A 20843-nucleotide genomic window follows, 5' to 3' on the forward strand; every position below is an offset into this window, starting at 1 on the left:
ACTTAACACCCGCTTATCCTGCCTGGAGGCAGGATTGTCATGTAAAATTGTTTTAATGAAAATCTGTTGAGTAACCGGAACAGGGCTTTTTTTTCATCCCGCCATTGCTGGAAGAACAAAGCATGTTGCCGCTGCTTTGCAAGTGCCCGGTAGCCGGAACCAGTATCAAAGTCGTACGGCAGGGAATACACCTTTATCCCTGCTATCATAGCTTTCTTTGCCAATAACGGAACTTCAAAATTCCCCTGTGTAGGTTCCGGCAGATAGCGTAGCAGCACGGTATCGTAAGGAAAATCGCTTGGGAAAAATATCTTACACCCCAACTGCGTATATCCATACGAATTAGGATATTGAGGCGGGCAACGGTCATTACAGCATTCCGTATATAAAAACTGATCTCCGCAGCAACCGGATATAATTTTGCGGTTGTCGGGACAATCTTTTATACAGCCACATGATTCTGTTTGCAGCTTGCATATAAATTCCTGAAAGATCTGCACTTCGGTAGCGGTATGTACACCGCCTTCGCCAGTGATCTGCACCGGCTGCTGCCATTCCCGGTAAAAGGAGCCATCCGGGTATATAGCTTTGCGTGCCCATACATGAAAAGACTGTGTAGTGCCGTCCGGCATGGGCGCTACAACGTCTGTGTAAATGACCTCATAGTTCTTTAGCTGGCCGCACAGCTCACTATTACAATTGCATTTACACCCGCAGCTCTTATGCAGATGAATGTCTGCAATGTCGCCGGTGATATTCTTATTCAAAATAAGCGGCTCTATGCGGCCACAATCATCCACAATACTGATAGAGGAAACCAGTAAGCAATCTTCCGGTAGCCGGATAGAATGATCACGGGGATCTACTTCCACCAGGTAACGCTTTGACCAGCGGATACAATAAAGATTCAGCTCCCTGTATACGTCTTTGGCAATATCATAGTACCTCCTGAACCGCGCGCCCAAAATATCATCCTCCCGCACCAGTAAGGAGCGAACCACATCCCGTAAAGGAATGCTTTGCGTAATGCAGGGTTCAGCACTAGAACATGGAACTTGCCCCGCCATACCCAACTTTTAAACCATCAATAATGCCTGCGATATATTTCCCAATACCCACGTAGTCACCCATAGCTGCCATATCTCGCAGCTTGTCCGGGCAGATCGCGTGAAGCAGGGCCATATCCGGGTCCATCTTAATTGCCTCCTGCATTTTATCAGCCACTATTGCCGCCCCATTTGCGCCGGGGCCTATCAGCATCGGTAACATGATTATGAAATTTGTGGTGATGAAAGTTTTGTTTTCAGAACTTCGTCTACATTCGGATTATCATCTGCTGTCTTGTCAACCGGGAATGCGCGTGTACCCATTACCTGCTGCCATATCGATTTTGCTATGGTAAAGGCAATGTCATCCGGGATATTGGCATCATCTGTAGCCGGGATCAACGTCACCTGACCCTCTGCCAAACAATCTGCCCCACCATACAGCAGCACCTTGTCTTTCATGGGAATGAAATACCCAATACCGCTATCATCCCCGCAAATCATCCATTCACTCCCGGCTTCTGTGCGGATAAATGCTTCACAGAATTGAAGGCTTCCGTCAATTAAAGGAATGAAGGAGTATACACCGGCGTTATCAGGTAGGCTCACAACCTCCACTGGCAGCGAGAAGTAGCGGCGATTATACTTGTCCGTTTTTATCGTTACATCATAAGTGGAAAGGAAGTTATTCAAAGAAGTAAACTGCCCTAACTGTTTTTCAGTACGATACAGATCCGCCAGCAAACTCGCTTTGGCGATGCTAACCAATATCTGAAAGTCTTTATACGTAAGCCTTCTGGCCGTATTCTTTATACGACCGCTGTAATACACTTCCTCTACCACTTTGGCTACCCAACTTGCTTTCATGACGCTTTCTTATATAAAAGTGTACACAGATAAGACAGGCTAAAACAGAACAATATCCATCCCGGAACCAGCCACCAGGTAAAACCCAGGAGTTTGATCATCACCGGCCAGAAGAACAAGGTGCCCCAAAAGCTAGGCATACAGCGGATACAGCCCAACGTTGGTTTGCGCACAATAGCAGGGAATACATACCGGGTATATTCATGATAGAAAAATATCTGCGTTGGAAAGAATTTGGCTTTAATATCTTTACCCTCCAGATAATCCCGGACGTAAGGCTCCCATAGCTTCCTGTCATCTTCCGTTTCAAAGAGCAGACTACTTTCTTCCACGGAAGGCTTAGGTCTACCCACCGCCATCAGGGAGGGCTGCGCCCTGGTCAACCTTCGATATAGCTGCTGTAGCTGATCCCCTCTATATTCCACGGATTCCGGCGTGGTTTCTTTCATCAGGAACTTATAGACCGGGTAAAAGATCATTGCGTTTTGATCACGTTTTGAACCATCAGGGGCGATCACCGTTTCCCCGCGTGTGGTGATAAATATCCCGTTGATGAAGATGGCTGCAATGACCAGCAGCCCGCCGAAGATTAACATGATTGATGTTTCCATATGTGCAGGTTTTAAAATATTCCAGCTTTTTTTAGCTCCAGTATCCCATCCCGCAGCTCTCCGTCCCTGGTATACAGGGAGTAAAGCGTACTCACTCCTTTTATTAAATACTGCGTAGCATTGTCTGTCCATTCGCTTTCCACGCTGCCATTCCTGGAGAAATAGTAAGTATCATCCGGGTTCATGGCGTAATTGTATTTATACCACTGTGGTTGCCGGATGTAGCGCATTTCTACGGAAGGCACATCATAAGGGCAGATCTTAATTCCCTCCCCCTGGAAGATGCAGGCGATGGGTTCCCGTAGTGTCGGCCCTTTGTAGGGGTGGACAGTCAGATCATCCCACTCGTCATGGTCTACCATCGTTACCGCGCGGGACCGGCATTTTCCCTGTTCGATCTGCTGCTCGATCAGCTCTACTGTTCGCGCAAGCGGGTCATTCTGATAAGCACAATCATCATCTGTTACCGGTTCTACAGGGTGCCCGCAGCAATCAGTATCCTGATTATCATTCTGTTCAATCACTTTATCACATGGGCTTTCAAAATCATCAGTCACGAATACGGCCAGGCCACGCAGACTGCGGTAGTTATCCGGGAAATTGACCATGCCCCCTTTTACGGCAAGCTGCTTGCGAATGAAAAAGGGCTTCCCTATTTCTACAATGGAGCGTGAAACCGGGTCCAGCTTGGCGATTTCATCCAGCAGGAATGCGGTAACCATGTTAAAATGCGCTTCAAAGATCTGTGGGGGGTAAGCCTGGTTCTGCTCTTTGTTCCCCTGTGCCAACACAGCCCGAAGTACCATATCCATTGCTGAAATTGCCATGTGCTATCCGATTGAAGTAGTTCCTTCTATGTCAATAATATTTGGACATGGGTTTGCTGGAGTGGTGAAATCCTCTGTAAACCCCGCCCCTCCGCAGTTATTAAAGCCCTGTACATTGTATGCTGTTAGAAAGTCCAGGTTATTTATGTCGTACGCCTGTACAAGCGTTCCATCCGGTCTTACCTGCACGGTGCTGCTATCTATTGTCCATGTGCTGTCAGTCGCCTTCTTATGCTGTATGGTGATCACCTGGTTCACAGCCGGTGGGCTGTCCCATGTTATTTTTGTTATCGTGTACTTTACTGGCATCGTGCATTCGTTTTAGTTATGAAATGACAGGCGTGGTTTCGATCTTCACACACACATAATCCGGGTCCCGGTACTGCAAAGAATACCCTGGCAGATTATCGCAGTTCCAGTTCCCCAATTCAATAGGGTCATGGACGCTGATAAAGCCCTGGTTAACGTCTGTAGAAAAAATGATGTTGAGATCAGCAATGCTGTCGGCAGCAATAAGTTGAGCTTCGGTATTCAGATATACTTCTGCCCCCATCACAGCAGCGGTGGCACTATCATTGGTAGCAGTAAGCTCCAGGATGTTCGGCCCGGAATTTAGCCGTACAGGATATATGTGAAAACTTTTAAATGTTATGTCGCCGCTGGAGCTGGAGTTGTAATAAAGACGAAGCGCCTCTGGATCTTGCTGCACAATTACTCTGCGCCCTGCTATCCCATCCTGAATAGTAATGGTTGAATAGTTATCCGAACCAACCCCGATGTAATACAGAGCAGTAGCCGGTACATTAAATTGACGGGAAAATCCTACCTGTACACCTGATGGCGCACAGTTATTTCCGCAAGGGTTCCCACTGCCGTCACAGGGCCATATGCCCATACGGTTAAGAGGGCCATCGGTCGTATTGGCATTGGGATTGTACCAAAAAGTACCGGATTGAATATTTGTAGGGGTATACTGGCTACCGGCAAGAGGTACGCCATTTTGGGAATAACCGTTCTCCTTGTATACCCGTGTTGCAAAGGTGCTGTAAACGCTATTCGTGTTCTGGCAGATGATATACGTAGAGCCACCACCCGACTGCTCTGCCGGTTCCACGTCCTCCTGCCAGCAATAGGTGTGATCATCGGAAAGCTGGTATCCTGCGGGGCACTGCGGCAGGGGCGTAATGAATACTTTTAAGAAGGCAGCACTGCCACAGTTATCAGAAGCCTTTACCGTATAAGAGGTTTCCGTAGCCAGGCCGGTAATAGCCAGGCCACCCGGTATGGTTCCATCCGTGTTGACGGTCACGGCGCTGCTAACTGTAGTATAACTACCAGGTATATCCGGGTCAGCCGTCTTGCGGTAGGCTACAGTACATAACTGCGCCGCCGAAGGCGGGTTATCCCATACTAATTTTGTCAGATTGATCTTTGCCATGCTTTACGGTATTGGTGCTACCCTACCATTCAAAGCATCGGCTCCTATAATTATGAATAATAACCTAACGAAAAACCATAACTGAATGCGGCAGCATCATCGGCTCTTTGAAAATCCCGTACAGCAAAATACCCACCGCACGCACTGATCACCTTTACAGTATACACGCCATTTATATCCAGATCATCTATTACAAATACCGGTGTAAATGAACCGTCTGTTTGAACGATCACCCCCGTAGCCACAATAATATATTCATCATCTGATTGCAGCTTCTCTTTATACAGCACACTCACCGGTATGGGCTGTTCCGGTGTCATAGACCATTCTATCTTCTCCAGTGTAATCGCTGCCATGATTGAATCTTTTATTTCTGGTTACATATCCTGCTTTCCGTTTCCACAAAGCCTTTCCTTACATTTTCATCGCGCCCGAAGTTAGACCGGGAATCATATTGGTAACTGATAAAGGGGCACGCCACTACTTTCTTTATGAATGGCTTATATCCCAAAAATATTTCCGGGGGCTGGCTGGTTGGCGCTTCAATGAATGTTTTAAAAAATTTATTGAACAACACCATAAATTCTGTTCCCCTGAAATTGTGTACACGAACGATGTTATTAGCACCAGGTATTTTATCCACGGCACTAAACTGGTCAATACCACCCAGGAGAACGTCAGCGCCAGCAGCTACCGCCTGGTCAATCAGCTTCTCCAGGAACCTTGCAGAATAAGCAGGTGTCAGCTCACAGTCATCCTCCATTATGATGCAGTAAGGTTTGAATAAATAATCTTTCACCGCCTTCTGCATATTCTTAAATAACCCATCCCATCCAGTACGGGTAATAACGGATTCATAGTAATGTGGCTGCAATTCACTACGGGTTCTAAATTGATCAGCCATGCGCTGTTGCCGATCTATCCTGTTTGGTGTAGTCATTATGTTCACATCAAACTTCATATTTCTGTCGCTTTAACGGTTCCTGTTGCTTGATCTACCGATATTCTATACTTGATATAAGGGTCTGCTTGCTCATACCATATAAACCCGTAATTATATTTACTGGCATCTGTACTGGCAGATAAATAAACACCAGCACCTTCCCCGCTCGTCACTATATCTTTCAGTTCCACGGAATCACCACTGATAAGATTCGTGTATCCAGTGCCGAAATTATACCCCTTAACGCTTTGCAGGACAACGTTACAATCCATGCACCTGAAACCATAGAAATCAATATTTCGTGCATACTTCAATATTGTGGAATCAGGCCGTTCCACATGAATTTGCTGATTGTTGAAATATGGGTACAGAAAAAGGAAAGGTACAGCCAGGTTATATTCTGCTTCCCCAATGTATATATTGGTTGCATTGCCATAACGCGGTTGCAGAATATCAGGGTTTTCTTCATCCCAATATTCCGCATTAAACGCCTGGTAATACTGCCCTCCCATTTTCCATTTTATCACTTGCCAGTCCATCGGCAGGCTAATGCTGCGGGCATCATTTATCCTGCGCAGAATGTTCCCCTTAAAAACAGATCCACCAGGTAGCGAAGGAGAACCACCAAACACGCTGTAAACAAGCCTATCACCAGTAACAGACGAGAATACATAATTTCGCAGGTAGTCAGAAGGCGTTATCGCAAACAATATCAATGGTTCAATAGGTCCCAGGTTTTCTTCCTCCGTATCCACTATGCCGGTAATTGTAATCTCCCTGATCATGTGGCAAGTCTGGTAGTCCACCATCTTATACCAGGCTCCTGGTATCAATGTTGCATCATCTAAAGCAAGGGAAAACTGATCATAGGTTACTTCTATGAATCCAGCCCCCCCTGTGGGCGTACCCAGGATTACCTTACCATCTGCATCTGTAGTCAGGAACTTCTTTACATCCGTGTTTGAATGCTTAGAAAATGTCAGGTCGCCATCTGCCTGTACATCATCCCTGAAATTCTTTTTACCGAATATGATCATGTTACAGTCCTCCTATAAGTATCCATCTGGATTTTTCTGTGTCCCATAATAATGCCTGAAAGCCACTGGACAGGTTTCTGCGTGGTGCCCCACCGTCAACAAAATCTATATTAGTCCTCCAGCGAAAACCAGGCGTTTCATCCACAAACAATATGAGAGGCCGGGGCGGCGGGATAACCGGCAGCGTGAGTATCCGGTCAGCGGTTATCACGTCACAGACAACCACATAGTTCGGCTCCAGCCATGTAAAGTCTGCATCCGTAGTATGCACAAGCTGATCATACAGCACGACCCGCTGCGCATAAAAGTCTACCAGGTCATTGAGGACCTGGCGGGCAACCGGCTCCGTAATGTTCCTGGTGGTATTATTGGCGAACTTCGCATTAATGTCATTATGTATCTGCTGTACAGTATTGTATGCCATGCCATTTTATTTTAAACCAATACCGCTGAATTAATAAATGCACTGTTTGTATCAATGGTGCAGGACGGCGAAAAGTTCCGTACTACGCCACTGGCCTGTCCTGCCGACACGATCACATCCACGTACGCATAAGCGCCACCAGTGCAGCTATACCGGACTGTTACCAGACAGTCCTGTGTAGCTGATGGTGGGCTGCCGCCCGTATTAACGGTTACGCGGGAGCCAAATACACCATTTACGGGCGTTGTTTCCGGGGCAGTCACCACTGTCCATCCACTCGTTGATACCGGCACAATAGAGGCCGGAACCATTATTTCCGTCCCATCCCCGATGGTGTCCGTACCCACTGCACAAACATTATATACATCCACCGTATAGTTATAATTGATGGACCCACGGGGCAAGAATATTTCTATATAATTACCGGTGACAGGCTGGTTGGTCGTTTGAGGTTGAGCGCCGGTAGTCGTGTTGGTCGTAACCACGCGCACGCTGGTCGTATTGCTGGCGAGGGTGATACGCCAGGTATCACCCCCGGAAGAAGTAGCAATACGTGCGGACGTTGAAACCACGGGGGGTGGGCATCCGCTCGGTTGGGGAAGGTTTATCAGCACGGAATTAGAATAATCACTGTACCATTGGCCGCTTTGGTTGCATACACTGCGCATGGAGAAAATAAAATCCCCGTATGTATTGGCAGGTTTGGCAATTATCACTTGTCCTGTACCATCAGCGGTATAAATTCTATCCTGGATGCCGCCGTTGGGCAGCTCCATGCGGATATTAAAAACTGTTACCAGGCCCGGTAAACCATATTCCACCAGGAAGTCAGTAGCTCTTTCAGTAACAGTAAAAGATGTGGGCCTTTCGCAAAGTTGAGAATAGAAAAGAGGGCTATCCACGCTGGTAGAACCATCTGCGCAGATACTTATCACATAACTTTCATACTGCCCGGCAGGTACGTCATTGAAAAGGATGGTGGTAAATTCCCCACTGGAGGCAGGAAATTCTACACCGCCAGCCCAGGGGTCACCTGTCCCCTTTTTGCGATAGTAGACCTTATAGGTCTTTGCTCCCTTGTTCTGTATTTTCCCTTGTAAGATACCCGCCATCGTATTCGTTTATGAAAAGGTTCCTATAATACCGGTTACTGCCGGGCATGGTTCTATATAAACAAGCTCCATGTAACCTATCGGCTCACAGGTCGGCAGCACGCAACGTTTGTTCGCCTGGCACCATAGGTCGATAAGCTCCTGGTTATTGGTAGTTGTAATCTCTGTCAGTATCATCCGCAGCACATCTGTAGAGGTATACTTACCACAATTATCACTGCGGGTGCCATACAGCACATCCGTAGTTTTAATCTGGCTTTGTGTATCAGCAAAAACCTTCTGAACAGATTGGCAGCTTAAACCCGCCTGCTGTAGTACATTGCGAAGCGATGCACACAGCGAAGCCGCCATCTTTGTTAAGACGGTCGCCACACTGGCAGTATTGGAGGGGGCAACCGTTTCCTCCTTTATTTCCCCCTTCGCGTTGAGTGTACAGATCGTATAAGACTGGCTTAAATGAACCTGCTTATCTGTGAGATCACACAGGTAATCAATAATGCCCTGCAAGAATGCCACTATCCGGCCACAGCTCTTTGAAAACTGCTGTACATAGTTTATCCCGTTCTGGATAAAGGTCATAGAGCTGATGGCACTTGTATTCTGCTGGCTTTTAATAACAGTAGTTTTGGTAGTGCTATCAAAATAACTGGTGAAGATGCCTTTTGATAAAGAGTTTAACCAGGTCTGTATGCCCAGGGAATTGGTGATCACCAGGCCAGCAGGTGCGCCGTATGTATTACCATCAATCAATATGGACTGGACTGTTTTGCTGTTGTTCTGTGCATCAGCAATCAGATCGTAATCACATTTATCAGTATCAATGATACAGCGGCCATCAACACCGGAAAGATCTATGCCGACATTATTAACCAGCGTATTAAAGACAGCCTTATATTCAGGATTGGTGGAAATGATATTGAGAATATCCCCTGTCAGCCGGTTCTTATCCAGCGTTACCAGGTAGGTGGTATCACAGTTGGTATCCTTCTTTTCAATTTTAAGGGCCAGGTCGCCGGTGTCCCCATTCTGGACCTTAACGTTTTTTGTTTTGATAACATATGTTGACCCGTCTGGAGTTACATCAGTCGCGCATTCTCCACGTAGGGTAATAGGCGTATTGCCGGAAAGTATGGGCTTTGCCTCAATCATTTCACTACTATCACAATTGCAATCACAGCCCAATGTTTTTGCTATATCTGATACCAGGTCACCACTGGATTGTCCGCATTTCTCCAGCGTGAGCGCCACCAGCAGTGGCATGGTAACCTTGTCCAGCAGATCCTTTGCATGTCTGCCCTTTTCGGTAGAGCATTCTCCTGCTGCAACAGATTGAAGATTCTGAACGCAGCAAAGTATTTCGCAAAGATTAGAATTACAGGTAACAGAAAATTTCAGGGTGGCTGCATACCTGATCCTCACCTTCACAAGATCATCCATATCGTAGGTAGCATCCGTACGGTGACGTACAACATAGCTACCGGTGTATACATTGCCGGAGCCTGCGATAGAGAAAGGTGTATAATTATAAGGTGTTTGAATATTTACATCCTGCGGAAAATAGATCATCCCCTGCTTTTCTATCAGGTCCGGGTTACGGCCCTGATAGAGCAGGTTTGTTCGTTCACTGATCAGTATTTGAGGCAGGCCGCAATCAACGGTCTGTTCTATATTGGCTTTGGACAACCCGTTACTATAATCGCGGGGGGCACAAATGTTCTTACTTATGGTAATAGTATAATCCGTTCCATCTGCCTCCCTTAACACTCCTACGATCTTATACCACCCAAACTGAAAGGCAACACTGGACAGGTTAACGTTGTATACGGTTTGACCAGTTGAAGGATCTATCTGTTTATCCGGCCAGCTTATCGTTGAAATCTCCGTGCCGGAAGGGTCAATGACCTGGAAATTTATACCCAATACCCGCGCAGCTCCACCAGGATTAAATACGGTAAAGCCTCCTATATCAAAGATCAGTTTGGATGCTTCCAGATCAAAGGTGGTAGCAAAACCAAACTGAATGACGTTGACGGTATTTATGGGTAATGGGTTCATCTGAAAAATTTTTTAGAGGAAAAGGGGCATCACCCTTTTGCATAGCATTTTTGCTATCAGCAGAGCGTGCCCCCCTTCGTTGGAGGTTGTGAATGGTTGAAGGTAGCTAGTTATACCTGGTGATTATTTCCCTCCACCACAGCACCCGCCGCCGCCGCCATTACCGCTGCCGCTGCCACTGCCGCTATTATTACCACCACCAGATTTGAATGCTTTCGTTTTCATGGTTCTATATTTTTAATTGTTAACAATTTTTTACGGAGCCACTTCGGTTACAACTATTGCCGGAGCCGGAGATACCAAAGTGGTAAGAAGATCAATTTTCTGCCCATTGATAGACCACGTACCTTTCCCGCTCCAGGTAACATCTGCCTGGATTGCAGTTAACAGGTCCGGTAAAGTCAGTGGTCCCTTTATTGGCGTAAGCGCACTTCCTGCTATGGTAGCGTCAATCTGATACACATTGCCGCCCGTCAGCGCCGGAGCATCATTTGAGGAAAAGGTGCCTTGCTCTTTTGAAATGACAATAGTTGCAGCCGGAATAATCAGGGTGGTAGTGAGTGAAAGGACATTGCCGTTCAGCGCCCAGGTGCCTTTGCTGTTCCAATCAACATTATTGTTTATATCATTCAAAAGCTCGTTAAGATCGGGGTTCCCCGAAATGGGCGGCAATGCTCCACCTACTACCGTAGCGTTAATAGCGTATTGCTCTCCAGCAACCAGTGCCGGTGCGGCATTGGAATTAAACACCTGCGACTGTTTTCCTACAACCAGTGTAGGACTAGGAGTAATAAACGTTGTAGTTACCTGAATGTTACTACCACTTGTTCCCCAATTACCTTTAATGCTCCACGTAGGATCTGCCTGTATCACATCGAGCAGGGTATAATAACTGTTCCCATCATTAAGCGTGGGGAGTGGGGAGCCGACAAAGGTGGCATCCACTTTAAACTGTTCACCTCCTTGTAAAACCAGGGCGTTTGATTGTACCGTCACCGTACGAGTACCTATAATCAAAGAAACAATAGGGCTGATCAGCGTAGTGGTTAACGTAATTGTATTACCAGCGATTCCCCAGGTGCCTTTGCTGTTCCACGTTGAATTTGCCAGTATTGCAGTGAGTAATGAATTAAGTGTATTACCATCCTCAATATCCGGTAAACTTATCCCGGCAACGACACCCATCATTCTATAAGCCTGTCCGGTTTGTAATGCAGGTGCCGAATTACTTGGAATAGTCAAAACTCGTTTCGCCAGTGTCAGTACATAGTTAGCAACGGCATTGGCAGAAAGAACAATAGTGTCATCCACCACGTCATATGAACCATACGTGTTATAGGTTGCGCTATTGTTCGCCGCCGTAGCAATGGTTTGCAGTGTATCACCGTTAAGTTTGGGCGACAGCGACACACCATTGGATGATAGCGTAAATTCAAACTGCTCTCCTGTAACCAATACTGGTGCATGGTTAGATACATAAGTAGGGCTACCTTCCACTGATAGCTGTAGCTCGTATTGATCTGGATGATAGGTTTCCAACCTTACCCTGTTACCATCCAATGACCAGGTGCCCTGTGCTGCATAATCAGCATCAGCATTAATATTTGAAAGCAGTTCCTCATAAGTACCGCCTGTAATTCCATCCCCTATCTGTCCTCCATTGATCAACATAACAAATAGCAGGGTTTGCCCTGGTCCCAGGTCATCACCGGTATTTGAAAAAACTATGAAAGGCAGCATCGTATCCGTATCGGCAAATACCGGTGCCACACATGAAGCGAATTGATAGGTACTGATTGCTCCATCGTAAGATGCTCGTTGGAAGCTGTCACTGATATAATATGCAGCATAGTCCTGGAGAGCTTTTGAGAAAGCATAATAATCACCGTTATCCTCCCTGGTAAACCAGTAGATCACGGGCACACACGGTTGTTCTTCCCACGGAAAATTGCCGTCATACTTGGCGGGAATATCAATAGCTACCGGATCACAACAACTCTGGCAGGCAGCAGTTATATCGCTGATTGCATTAACGTCCAGGATGACAGAACTGCCATTTTTAAACTGCACGAATGCTCCAGTCAATACATTCTCCGCATCATCCTTCACAGCACTTGCCATGTCGTAACCTGTAGGAACGGTGCCGCAACAACCACGGGGCACCAGAAATGCGGGTTTAGGAGTACCGGCCACAAAGCTATCGCAGTCGATAAAAATGCGACAGGGCACAGTAACAAGTACGCCGTTATCCCACAATTTTGTAGCTGCCACTTTCATATCAGGATTCCACTTTTCTGATGACCAATACCGCCAGATCCACAGTGGAGCTGGTCAGTTTTATCTGGTTGGAACCCTGCACAGCGAAAGTGCCCAACGTGTTATAATCTGCATCGCCGGTAGCCGCCGTTGTGAGTGCGGATACGGTGGCCCCGGTCAATGCAGGTTCTATGTCCTGGTTGCCTACAGTTACCGTTAAGGATAACGTTTCACCTGCCCCCACAGCAGGTGCGGCATTGGACACGAATACCCGTGCTGTTTCCCCTGTTTGCGTATCACCATCTATATAAGTAGGGTCCTTATACGCTTGAAAGGAATAAGTAGAAGTGCCTGTCGCGGCATCGTAGCTATTGCGATTAAAAGTGTTGTTGATGTACTGGCCGAAATAATCCATTGAGGCCCGGTAATTAGCCAAATAATTACCATCATCCTCCCTGGTGAATGTGTATGTAGCTGGCACGCCATCAGGTACATCCGGGAATGTACCGTTATAGCGTGGCTCGATCACTACGGTAGTATCACAGCACGCATTACAACCATCTACTATTGCCTGCGCAGAAAGTGCGTCAATAACCATAAGTTCGCCGTCCTGTGTCTGCACCATCACTCCCTGTAATACACCCTGTATATCATCCGGCGGCTGCGACAGCGACAGGCCGTATCCCATTCCATTGCAACAGCCAGCCTGCGGGACAAGCCATACATTCTTTGGCGTAAAGCCGGAAAGCTGTTGGCAGTTCAATACTGTTTCACATGCACCTTCCACCAGCTCCCCGTTGTACCACAGTTTATTGACAGTAAGAAGATTAGACATAAAATTGAAGTTTACAAAATTGAACAATGATGGCGCATACTGTTATGCCAGCGCCAGTTCCTTTTCATTGATAGCCTCTTTGATCCTTTCGATGCCATCGAAGATGGCGGGATCAAAGGCATTCTCTATCACGTACTCCAGCTTTTTTTCCGGCTTTATGTTTTGTGGAATGTTCGGCACTACAGTCCCTCCAGAAGATGTGAGAAGATTTATTTTTCCATACGCCTCCAGATCCAGTAACCCAAAGTCAACCGCACGCAATAAAACATTCTGAACCTGCTGCTGATACCAGGCCCGGTTTTCCAGGAATTTTTCAGGCTGATTTTTTGCCAGCATCAACAGTTCTGTAAGCAGAACATTATTCTGCTTACGATCATCCAGCCCGCAAACTTTTGCCAATACCCGTAACTGTTCAGTGTTTTCTTCTGCTTCAAATACCTGGTTCATGGCATTCACCAATGTCTTATCCTTTTTGATGACAAGGGTGGCTTCCTTCTTTTCATCGTATTCATGGTAGACACTGAAAACCTGCGATGGATCTTTACAGGGACTATCTTCATTATAGGAATGGAGCTTTAACATTTCCACCAGCATCGGTTCAATTTCTGGATCAATGTCAAAGAGGCCGTGCATAAGATCTATATCAGCATCTTCCTCCCCTGGTTTAATCCCGTTGAGATCCTGATACAGTTTATCCAGGGACTTGCATTTTTTCAGATACCGGATTTCAATTACCTCTCCCCCATCATCACCCCAGACCATAGGTTTGAATTTGCCGGAAGGCTTACCCTCTTTTGTCAACTCACGTTTACCCCATATCCTAGAATAATTTGGAATAACGGAATTACCGGGCGGCGCGATAGCCTTTGCTGTTGGGCCTTTTGGGATACCCAACTTATCTACGTGGCCGATTTCAACTTCCTGCCCATCAAACCGGCCAACTTTTATAGTATAATATTTCTTTATTGCCATGTTATAACGTTGACGAATGAACGAATATTAACAAGCCATACGGCGCATTGTACCCAATTTTGACGGGCAATGAATCTCCATGCCAAATTCATCTTTCAAAAAGACGTTCCATACACGGCAACCGCGTTGGCGTTCATCATATGAGAAAAGATGTTTTACTTTGGCAGGCTCACAGCCGGTCTGATATACATAGGTTACGGCAGGTACGATTTTTCCGTTGGTATCCTTGAACTTGCAGGCTGGCAGCATGATTCCGAAGTCTTTGAGGAAGTTGCCATAACGGTAAGCATCGAATGCGTCTATGAGGTAGGTCATAAATTTATGACCAAAGGCGGCGAAGTTCTTAAACTCGAACCATTCAAAGTTCTGTACTCCAGACCCGCCTTTTCCAAATAAAGAAAAGTTAAGATTTTGCCCGGACTCCCTTACCAGTGCGGCTATTGCGTCACTCCAGTCCATAGCAAATCCCATATCGTGTAGGATCATGTACTCATTGCAGCCGTTTGTGCGGCGTAAGTTCCTGATCATGCCGAAAAGCATTTGCTTTAGTGACGCGCCACTTGAAGGATCATAAAAATAATTGTACATCCCGGATTGCTGCGCAGTGGGAATTAAGCCATCAAAGCCGGTTTGGTCTGCATCATTGCGCTGTCCAAACAATGTGTTGATGATGCGGCTATCAAACCAATCTGATAGTAGTTTGTTATTGACGGTGGGAATACAGTAGTTCTCTACAGCGCGGCCAGTCAAAGGATCTATGCCTTTGATGACATAGAAATCCTGGTCGTACGCATAGCCATCCAATTCATCTTCCTTGATGCAGTAGCCTGCTTCAAATTTCTGGACATATGATTTCCTTAACGTGGGTGGGTCCAGGAGAAACCCATCTGTCTTAATGCAGTTATCATCACATTTCTTGTACATGCGCAGCGTGTCCATGAGCATTGTATACTTCGCGTGGCGAGTTAAATCCAATATCTCATTGTTCAACGCACGCAATGTGATGCGGTGCTGTCCAGTTACAGACCTGTCTACACTTTCAATGATCGCGCCCTGCCCATCAAGTTCCTTGATATATACCCGGACACCTTGTTTGGGCTTAGAAAAGCGTCCATTTGTGGACATAGAAGATTTATCCAGGTCAACTATAATAGTTCCACCTGGGGATGAAGCCGCAGCAGCTCTCTTAACACAGAGCGTGTTGGTTGGCTCATTGCATTTTTCGGTCCAGTAAAACGGATTGGTGGTAACGGTACGGTTATCCGCGCCCACGCTGGCTTGTAACTGCGAAAAGATACCTTCAACGGAAGTATCTTTATAACAAAGAATTGTCCCCTCCCTTAAATTAGGTCTTAATGCTATTTGCGCAAGAGGGTCGTACATTGGAAGCGGGGCCTGTCCACATAAACATGCGTCTATAGTGAAGGCTCCTGCATCACAACTAAAAGAAGCAGCCATTATTAAAAAGTTTAGTTGTTCGGAATACGATTACTCGTACCGACAACCATTCTTTATAACCTCCTTACTTGCTACTTCGTGATTAGTTGCATTCACACACAACTTTGGAAATGATGCTTTAATGGTTACCTACTGGACTGCCACCGATAACAAGTGCTACCTTTTGGTCATCGGCGGTGGTCATTTGATCTCTGTTCACAATTTGGGCTGCGGCTGTGGGGTTAGCATTGAAAGGTACTTTTGCACCTACAGCACCCGCCGCAGTCCCCGCGTCATATGAACCCTTGATCGCGGTTTCCATCATGGGCTTATGATGTTTAATAATGATAAAATTGGCTATTTGTTCATTAAGGGCACTCTCTGCATCTAATGGTCCTTTATTGTTAAAAATTGAGAAATTCTGAACATTGTATAGGTATTTCTCCAGCTCCGCCACGTCCACCTTTCCCTGCAATTCATAGTTAACTGCATGGATACGGTTCTCCTTTTCATTCAACACGGCCTGGTGGCTAAGGCTGGCTGGAACGTTTTTCTGAATCGCGTTTTTGATAAGGGAAAGAAATTCAGTTTCTTTCTTTTGGGCTAACTGTTGCTGATCATACCGCTGCTCTGCTGCCATTACTTTCCCGGCATAACCAGAACGGATATTGTCGGCGGTGGCTTTTAATGTTGCCTGCCCGATGGTTGCCATAAGCTCATTCTCACTATTGATCTCACTAGGGTCTATGATGTGGTACTGCTGGTTAAATACACCCTCCGCTACGGTATCTATATTCTGCCCTGCCAAAAGCGGGCTATCTTTGTAAAGAGCAATGAACTGTTTTTTAAATTCAGCATAAACTACATCCCTATCTGGAAGCTGCTGTACCTGATCATACATGGCAAAATCAGCAGGGCTATAGCCGTCCATGTTAGCCACTGCGTATTCCTGTACCTTAGAGCGGCGTATATTGTTCTGCCGCTGCTGTTCTTCCGGCGTAAGCTGTGCCGGGGGATTCAACCGGGCTTTCAGATCCTCCAGGCTCGTATTCTTATCAAGACCCAATTGCTCCAGCAAACCGGTGTAATCAGGTTGACCGGCAGCGGGAACTGCCCCGTTTGCAGGCTGGCCTGTGGAAGCCGGTTGCTGGCCCCCCTCCTGTGGTTGGCCCTGGTTACCACCTTCTGCCGGTGCCTGCGTACCGGCGGGCGGTCCCTGTTCGGACGCAGGGGCCGCTGCCGCAGCAGTAGCAGTTTGTTCACCAGCCGCAGTGGTGGCCGGGTCGCTCGTTTCTGTCGCCGTAGTGGCTCCAGGAATATTGTTAGTATTGGAAGTATTTACCGGGGGCTTGTCCTCTGCTGTAGTAGTGGCAGCCGGTGGCATATTTGTGTCAGCGGGTTCGGCTGTGGCGGCGGGTTCCCGTAGGCCGCTCACGTTAAATAGGTTCATCGTCATGCGTAGGGCATTTAAGTAATAGGTTGCTAATCACAGTATTACGCACTCAAGTATAAATATAGCAAAAAAACAAATTAAAAAGCGTGCCAACGCTTAATTTTATAGAATATTTATATTATCGCGTTATATTCATATTGTAGCAAACGGGGGTTTTGATTGGTTGCGGGAAGCAGTACGCATTCCTGAACAACTAAATCATGTCTAATGGCTCAAACTAAACCGGATAAGCTGCTGGCGCTTATCGAAAAACTTTATCCCAAACCTGATAAGGATTGGCTACCGGATCTTAGGACTATCAATTTGCTTGATGAACCTGTCTTAGAGCTATACGATATATATGAACGGCGGGAAGCAAATATTATTTTAGCCTATATCGTATTTGCTTATCATGCAAAAAGTCCCTGGCTCCAGTCCCACAAAGACAGGGACGAATGCAAAAGAAAGATCATGGAAACCTTATGCCGGAAAAAGCCCCCGGAAGAAGATAGCGTATTAATAGATATTGTTTCAGGCATGAATCCACAGGCGCGGGAGATTACTAAAAAATTGGTCGCCTGGATAATGGACTACTTGAAAGATACACGGTGGCGGGCCATAGAGGCCAATCTTACTTATATTTCTTTAGTGAACCGTATGGCCTTTGATGTTACAGATGATGCAAAGAAGGCACTGGATATTGGTAGATGCCTTGCGCAGCGGTCTATCCTACAAAAAGAAACCAATGCCATGATAGCAGAAGTTGAAAGGGACTTTCTGGAGCTGGATAATGCGCTGGAGCAGGAAGGCCATGAAAAGATTACCCATGACTTTACGTGGGAAGGACGCAAACGGTATCTGGCATCTTTGAAATCCCAGGCCCAGGAATAAAAAAGAAAGAGAGGGGTAAGAACCCCTCCCTGCAAGCATATGAATATTATTCATACACTTCAAATACTGGTGCAATGATAAGGGAATTATACATCCTAAACAAGTGGCTTCTGATTTTCATATTGTTGCTGGAGCTGCATAGCATTTGCATCTTGTTCCATCCGGTTATTCTTTATCTGCTCTTTAATCTGCGATTGGCTCATAAATTTAAGCTGTGCCTCTATCTGCAATAGCCGTTCATCCCACTGCTTCATCATATTTTGTAACGCTGCTTCTCCCTGGTACTTCGCTTGGATTTCCTGCAATTTAATCTGTGACTGCATTTGCAGGTTTTCCCGTTGCACTGCAACCATCTGCTGTTGCAGCGCCATATTCTCTTTCCTGCGCTTCTTCATCTTCATACGCAGGATAGCAAACTTGTATTTAGCATTATTTATAAATGTCAATTCTACCGCTTCATCTGGAGTGATCAGCGGATTAGCCCCCTGGCTCATTTGCAGTGCAAGCTGATTGATCATTACGTTTTGAGCGTTGGTGTTAAGCACATCAACGGCAACGCCTACACGTCTTAATGGAAGATCTGCAATGGCCTCCAGTGCCCAGGCGCTTGCCCTGCCGACTATATCCTGAAATTCACGCAGGCGTTCAGAATTTTTTTCACCAACCACTTCCTTGAAATAATAGAGCATACGCCACCCTATTTCATTGAAGGTATCCGTATAAGCATTCTCAATGAACAGGGTTGCCTTAACAGATGCACTGTTCGCCAGCTCAATTCCGCCCAGGCTTTGCCGGGGTTGTGGTGCCACCCCTTCTGCAATCTCGTTCAGACCCAATGCCCTGGTCATCATGGCATATATATCCATAATAGCCACCAGCTTTTCGCGGGCCGATTGCAAATGCCCCGTCTTAATATCGACAAAAGGCGGTATCCTTCGCCCCATTTCATCGAACAGTTTACCCACCCCGTAACCTGTCTGCTTCAATTTCCGCATGGCCTCATAGTTATCATCCTTCCCACCTGCCTGCGCTTCATCAACAGTATTGAGTAGTTCGGTAAACGCTTCTTCTCCAAACCACAGGCCGTGCGGAATTACATTAGCAAGATCATTCTCCATCTGTATCCATAAGAGATCTATCTTATCCATGTAACGCTGCTCAATGTCTGTGAATGACGGGATGGTACGCCTTCTTACGATCAGGGAAGGGCGGCTGTAACGCAGATCATCCCCTTCCCGGTACTGGTCCTGTAATTTCCCATACCCGAAAATCAATTTAGCCTGTTCTACAAAGTCCGTAGTCTGGAGGCTTCCAGGATAGGTGCCTACAAAAGTTGGTATATAGTAGCATTTATACCATGCGTTGTAATACCGCTCCTGCCGCTCATAAGCGGATTTTTTCGGCGGGAACCAATCGCTTGGCATCTGCTTAAACCGCATGTTCCCACGGACATTTTCGGCATACGAATACACAGCAATGTCCTGGCTTAACCATTCCATATATCCTACCCTTATCCGCGCGTTATCCCGCTGCCATCTGTTACACTTATCCCAATAGAGCTGGTGCCCTTGCCAGCCGCCCTGATTGGTACGGTTCTTCTCAAACACATAGCGGAGCTGATCATCATCCAGTTCAGCGCCAAACTGCCGGACAAAATCAGCGAAGGTTATATCGGCTTCACGCCACCAGTATGTAATATCCCCCCCATCAGCCTTTTTGAAGGCGCTGGTCCATACGGTTGATGGGTCATAGTAATCAATGACCGGTTGCCCATTTGTTGTGCTGGTAAAAAGGCGTAAGGCACAGGTATTGAAGTTGCGCAGATCCGTGAAGATTTCCTGTTTAATTTCACTGAACTTATTGACAGTAAGATAATGCTCCATGCCTAGTTCACAGGCCACCTCGCATCCGTCCTTGTAAACATACTCGTTATACAACGCCAGATCCTCATTGTCATCCATCATGGATTTAAGGTTATCCATTAAAGTGATAGCAGTGTCCTTCGCAGCTCCCCTGCCACCGCCCATATCCGCAGGCTTTCCCTCCTTACCTGGAGTGGTCCCGGCGCTCATTTGGTTAACATACTTAAAGGGGTCATCATCAGTGCGGAGCTGCGGCAAGCCTAGCCGGGCATTCATATCATTCACATAGGCCAGGAATTGCCTGCGCCCAATGATACGCGCATTTTCCTTTTGTTGCTCTAACTGGAAATATTCATCCGCAGCACGGACCTGGAGGGAGATCGGCAGACCATCCAACCTTGCATCCAGGATGTTCCGCAGATGGATATTGATAAGATTGCTTTTCCACTTAGTTGCAAAAAATTCAGCCTTGCCCCCACTCCCATCAGCTTGCGGCGGGTCAACGATTTTTACGAAGTCGCTTTTGCGAATTTCGCCGCGCTCCAGCTCCCGGTAACGGGCTACTTTATCATCCGGGTCATTGGGAAGTAAAGGGGAACTATTGAGCTTGTTGAACAAAAGGCACTGCGCCGCCCAATATTTATTTTTCTGTTCGGTGGGAATAAAGTGGAGGAAGTCGTAATACATCCACCTGTTATCTGTACCCGGTTGCGCGATGGGATTGGAATACAATGTACTGTCCATAGCCATGATCTTAATGATGAATCAATGGCTACCTTGCATACCTTGCACAACCTG

General features: G+C 46.5%; 20 protein-coding genes. 1 reads left to right on the forward strand and 19 read right to left on the reverse strand.

Features of this window, described 5'->3' with window-relative positions:
- Nucleotides 1-2: 2 nt before the first annotated feature.
- From PV783_RS34280 to PV783_RS34365, 18 genes are all read right to left on the reverse strand, one after another.
- Nucleotides 3-1067, reverse strand: a complete 1065-nt coding sequence (locus tag PV783_RS34280; protein WP_420991218.1) for a hypothetical protein — start codon at nt 1065-1067, stop codon at nt 3-5.
- Nucleotides 1042-1269 (reverse strand): hypothetical protein, encoded by a 228-nt coding sequence (locus PV783_RS34285; RefSeq protein WP_420991219.1) that lies wholly within the window; start codon nt 1267-1269, stop codon nt 1042-1044. Before PV783_RS34285 ends, PV783_RS34280 begins: the two co-directional genes overlap by 26 nt.
- Before the next feature lie 2 nt (nt 1270-1271).
- Nucleotides 1272-1913 (reverse strand): hypothetical protein, encoded by a 642-nt coding sequence (locus PV783_RS34290; protein ID WP_420991220.1) that lies wholly within the window; start codon nt 1911-1913, stop codon nt 1272-1274.
- The gene (locus tag PV783_RS34295) at nt 1910-2524 is read right to left on the reverse strand and encodes a hypothetical protein (RefSeq protein ID WP_420991221.1); all 615 of its coding nucleotides are present in this window, start codon (nt 2522-2524) and stop codon (nt 1910-1912) included. Before PV783_RS34295 ends, PV783_RS34290 begins: the two co-directional genes overlap by 4 nt.
- Nucleotides 2525-2535: 11 nt before the next feature.
- Nucleotides 2536-3351 (reverse strand): hypothetical protein, encoded by an 816-nt coding sequence (locus PV783_RS34300; protein ID WP_420991222.1) that lies wholly within the window; start codon nt 3349-3351, stop codon nt 2536-2538.
- Nucleotides 3352-3354: 3 nt separating this feature from the next.
- Nucleotides 3355-3660, reverse strand: a complete 306-nt coding sequence (locus PV783_RS34305; protein ID WP_420991223.1) for a hypothetical protein — start codon at nt 3658-3660, stop codon at nt 3355-3357.
- 16 nt (nt 3661-3676) lie between these two features.
- Nucleotides 3677-4789, reverse strand: a complete 1113-nt coding sequence (locus tag PV783_RS34310; RefSeq protein WP_420991224.1) for a hypothetical protein — start codon at nt 4787-4789, stop codon at nt 3677-3679.
- 50 nt (nt 4790-4839) lie between these two features.
- Nucleotides 4840-5145 (reverse strand): hypothetical protein, encoded by a 306-nt coding sequence (locus tag PV783_RS34315; RefSeq protein ID WP_420991225.1) that lies wholly within the window; start codon nt 5143-5145, stop codon nt 4840-4842.
- Between the two features lie 11 nt (nt 5146-5156).
- A complete protein-coding gene (locus PV783_RS34320) occupies nt 5157-5693 on the reverse strand; it encodes a hypothetical protein (protein WP_420991226.1) in 537 nt (178 codons plus the stop codon).
- A 53-nt stretch (nt 5694-5746) separates the two neighbouring features.
- Nucleotides 5747-6769: a hypothetical protein gene (locus tag PV783_RS34325; RefSeq protein ID WP_420991227.1), complete on the reverse strand. Its 1023-nt coding sequence runs from the start codon at nt 6767-6769 to the stop codon at nt 5747-5749.
- 1 nt (nt 6770) lies between these two features.
- The gene (locus tag PV783_RS34330; RefSeq protein WP_420991228.1) at nt 6771-7193 is read right to left on the reverse strand and encodes a hypothetical protein; all 423 of its coding nucleotides are present in this window, start codon (nt 7191-7193) and stop codon (nt 6771-6773) included.
- Between the two features lie 11 nt (nt 7194-7204).
- A complete protein-coding gene (locus PV783_RS34335) occupies nt 7205-8305 on the reverse strand; it encodes a hypothetical protein (protein ID WP_420991229.1) in 1101 nt (366 codons plus the stop codon).
- 9 nt (nt 8306-8314) lie between these two features.
- Nucleotides 8315-10360: a hypothetical protein gene (locus PV783_RS34340; RefSeq protein ID WP_420991230.1), complete on the reverse strand. Its 2046-nt coding sequence runs from the start codon at nt 10358-10360 to the stop codon at nt 8315-8317.
- A 255-nt stretch (nt 10361-10615) separates the two neighbouring features.
- A complete protein-coding gene (locus tag PV783_RS34345) occupies nt 10616-12637 on the reverse strand; it encodes a hypothetical protein (RefSeq protein WP_420991231.1) in 2022 nt (673 codons plus the stop codon).
- A 1-nt stretch (nt 12638) separates the two neighbouring features.
- Nucleotides 12639-13451, reverse strand: coding sequence for a hypothetical protein (locus tag PV783_RS34350; protein ID WP_420991232.1), 813 nt, complete (start codon nt 13449-13451; stop codon nt 12639-12641).
- Between the two features lie 42 nt (nt 13452-13493).
- Nucleotides 13494-14423, reverse strand: a complete 930-nt coding sequence (locus tag PV783_RS34355) for a hypothetical protein (RefSeq protein ID WP_420991233.1) — start codon at nt 14421-14423, stop codon at nt 13494-13496.
- Between the two features lie 27 nt (nt 14424-14450).
- Nucleotides 14451-15881, reverse strand: coding sequence for a hypothetical protein (locus tag PV783_RS34360; protein ID WP_420991234.1), 1431 nt, complete (start codon nt 15879-15881; stop codon nt 14451-14453).
- 118 nt (nt 15882-15999) lie between these two features.
- Entirely contained in the window at nt 16000-17316 is a 1317-nt protein-coding gene (locus tag PV783_RS34365) for a hypothetical protein (protein WP_420991235.1), read from the reverse strand.
- A gap of 204 nt (nt 17317-17520) precedes the next feature.
- Here PV783_RS34365 and PV783_RS34370 point away from each other — a divergent pair, with 204 nt between their 5' ends.
- Nucleotides 17521-18183, forward strand: coding sequence for a hypothetical protein (locus PV783_RS34370; RefSeq protein WP_420991236.1), 663 nt, complete (start codon nt 17521-17523; stop codon nt 18181-18183).
- A gap of 95 nt (nt 18184-18278) precedes the next feature.
- Here PV783_RS34370 and PV783_RS34375 read toward each other — a convergent pair whose 3' ends face one another.
- A complete protein-coding gene (locus tag PV783_RS34375) occupies nt 18279-20789 on the reverse strand; it encodes a hypothetical protein (protein WP_420991237.1) in 2511 nt (836 codons plus the stop codon).
- Between the last annotated feature and the right edge of the window lie 54 nt (nt 20790-20843).

This window comes from Chitinophaga sp. CC14 (genome assembly GCF_048957795.1).
Lineage (GTDB): Bacteria > Bacteroidota > Bacteroidia > Chitinophagales > Chitinophagaceae > Chitinophaga > Chitinophaga ginsengisegetis.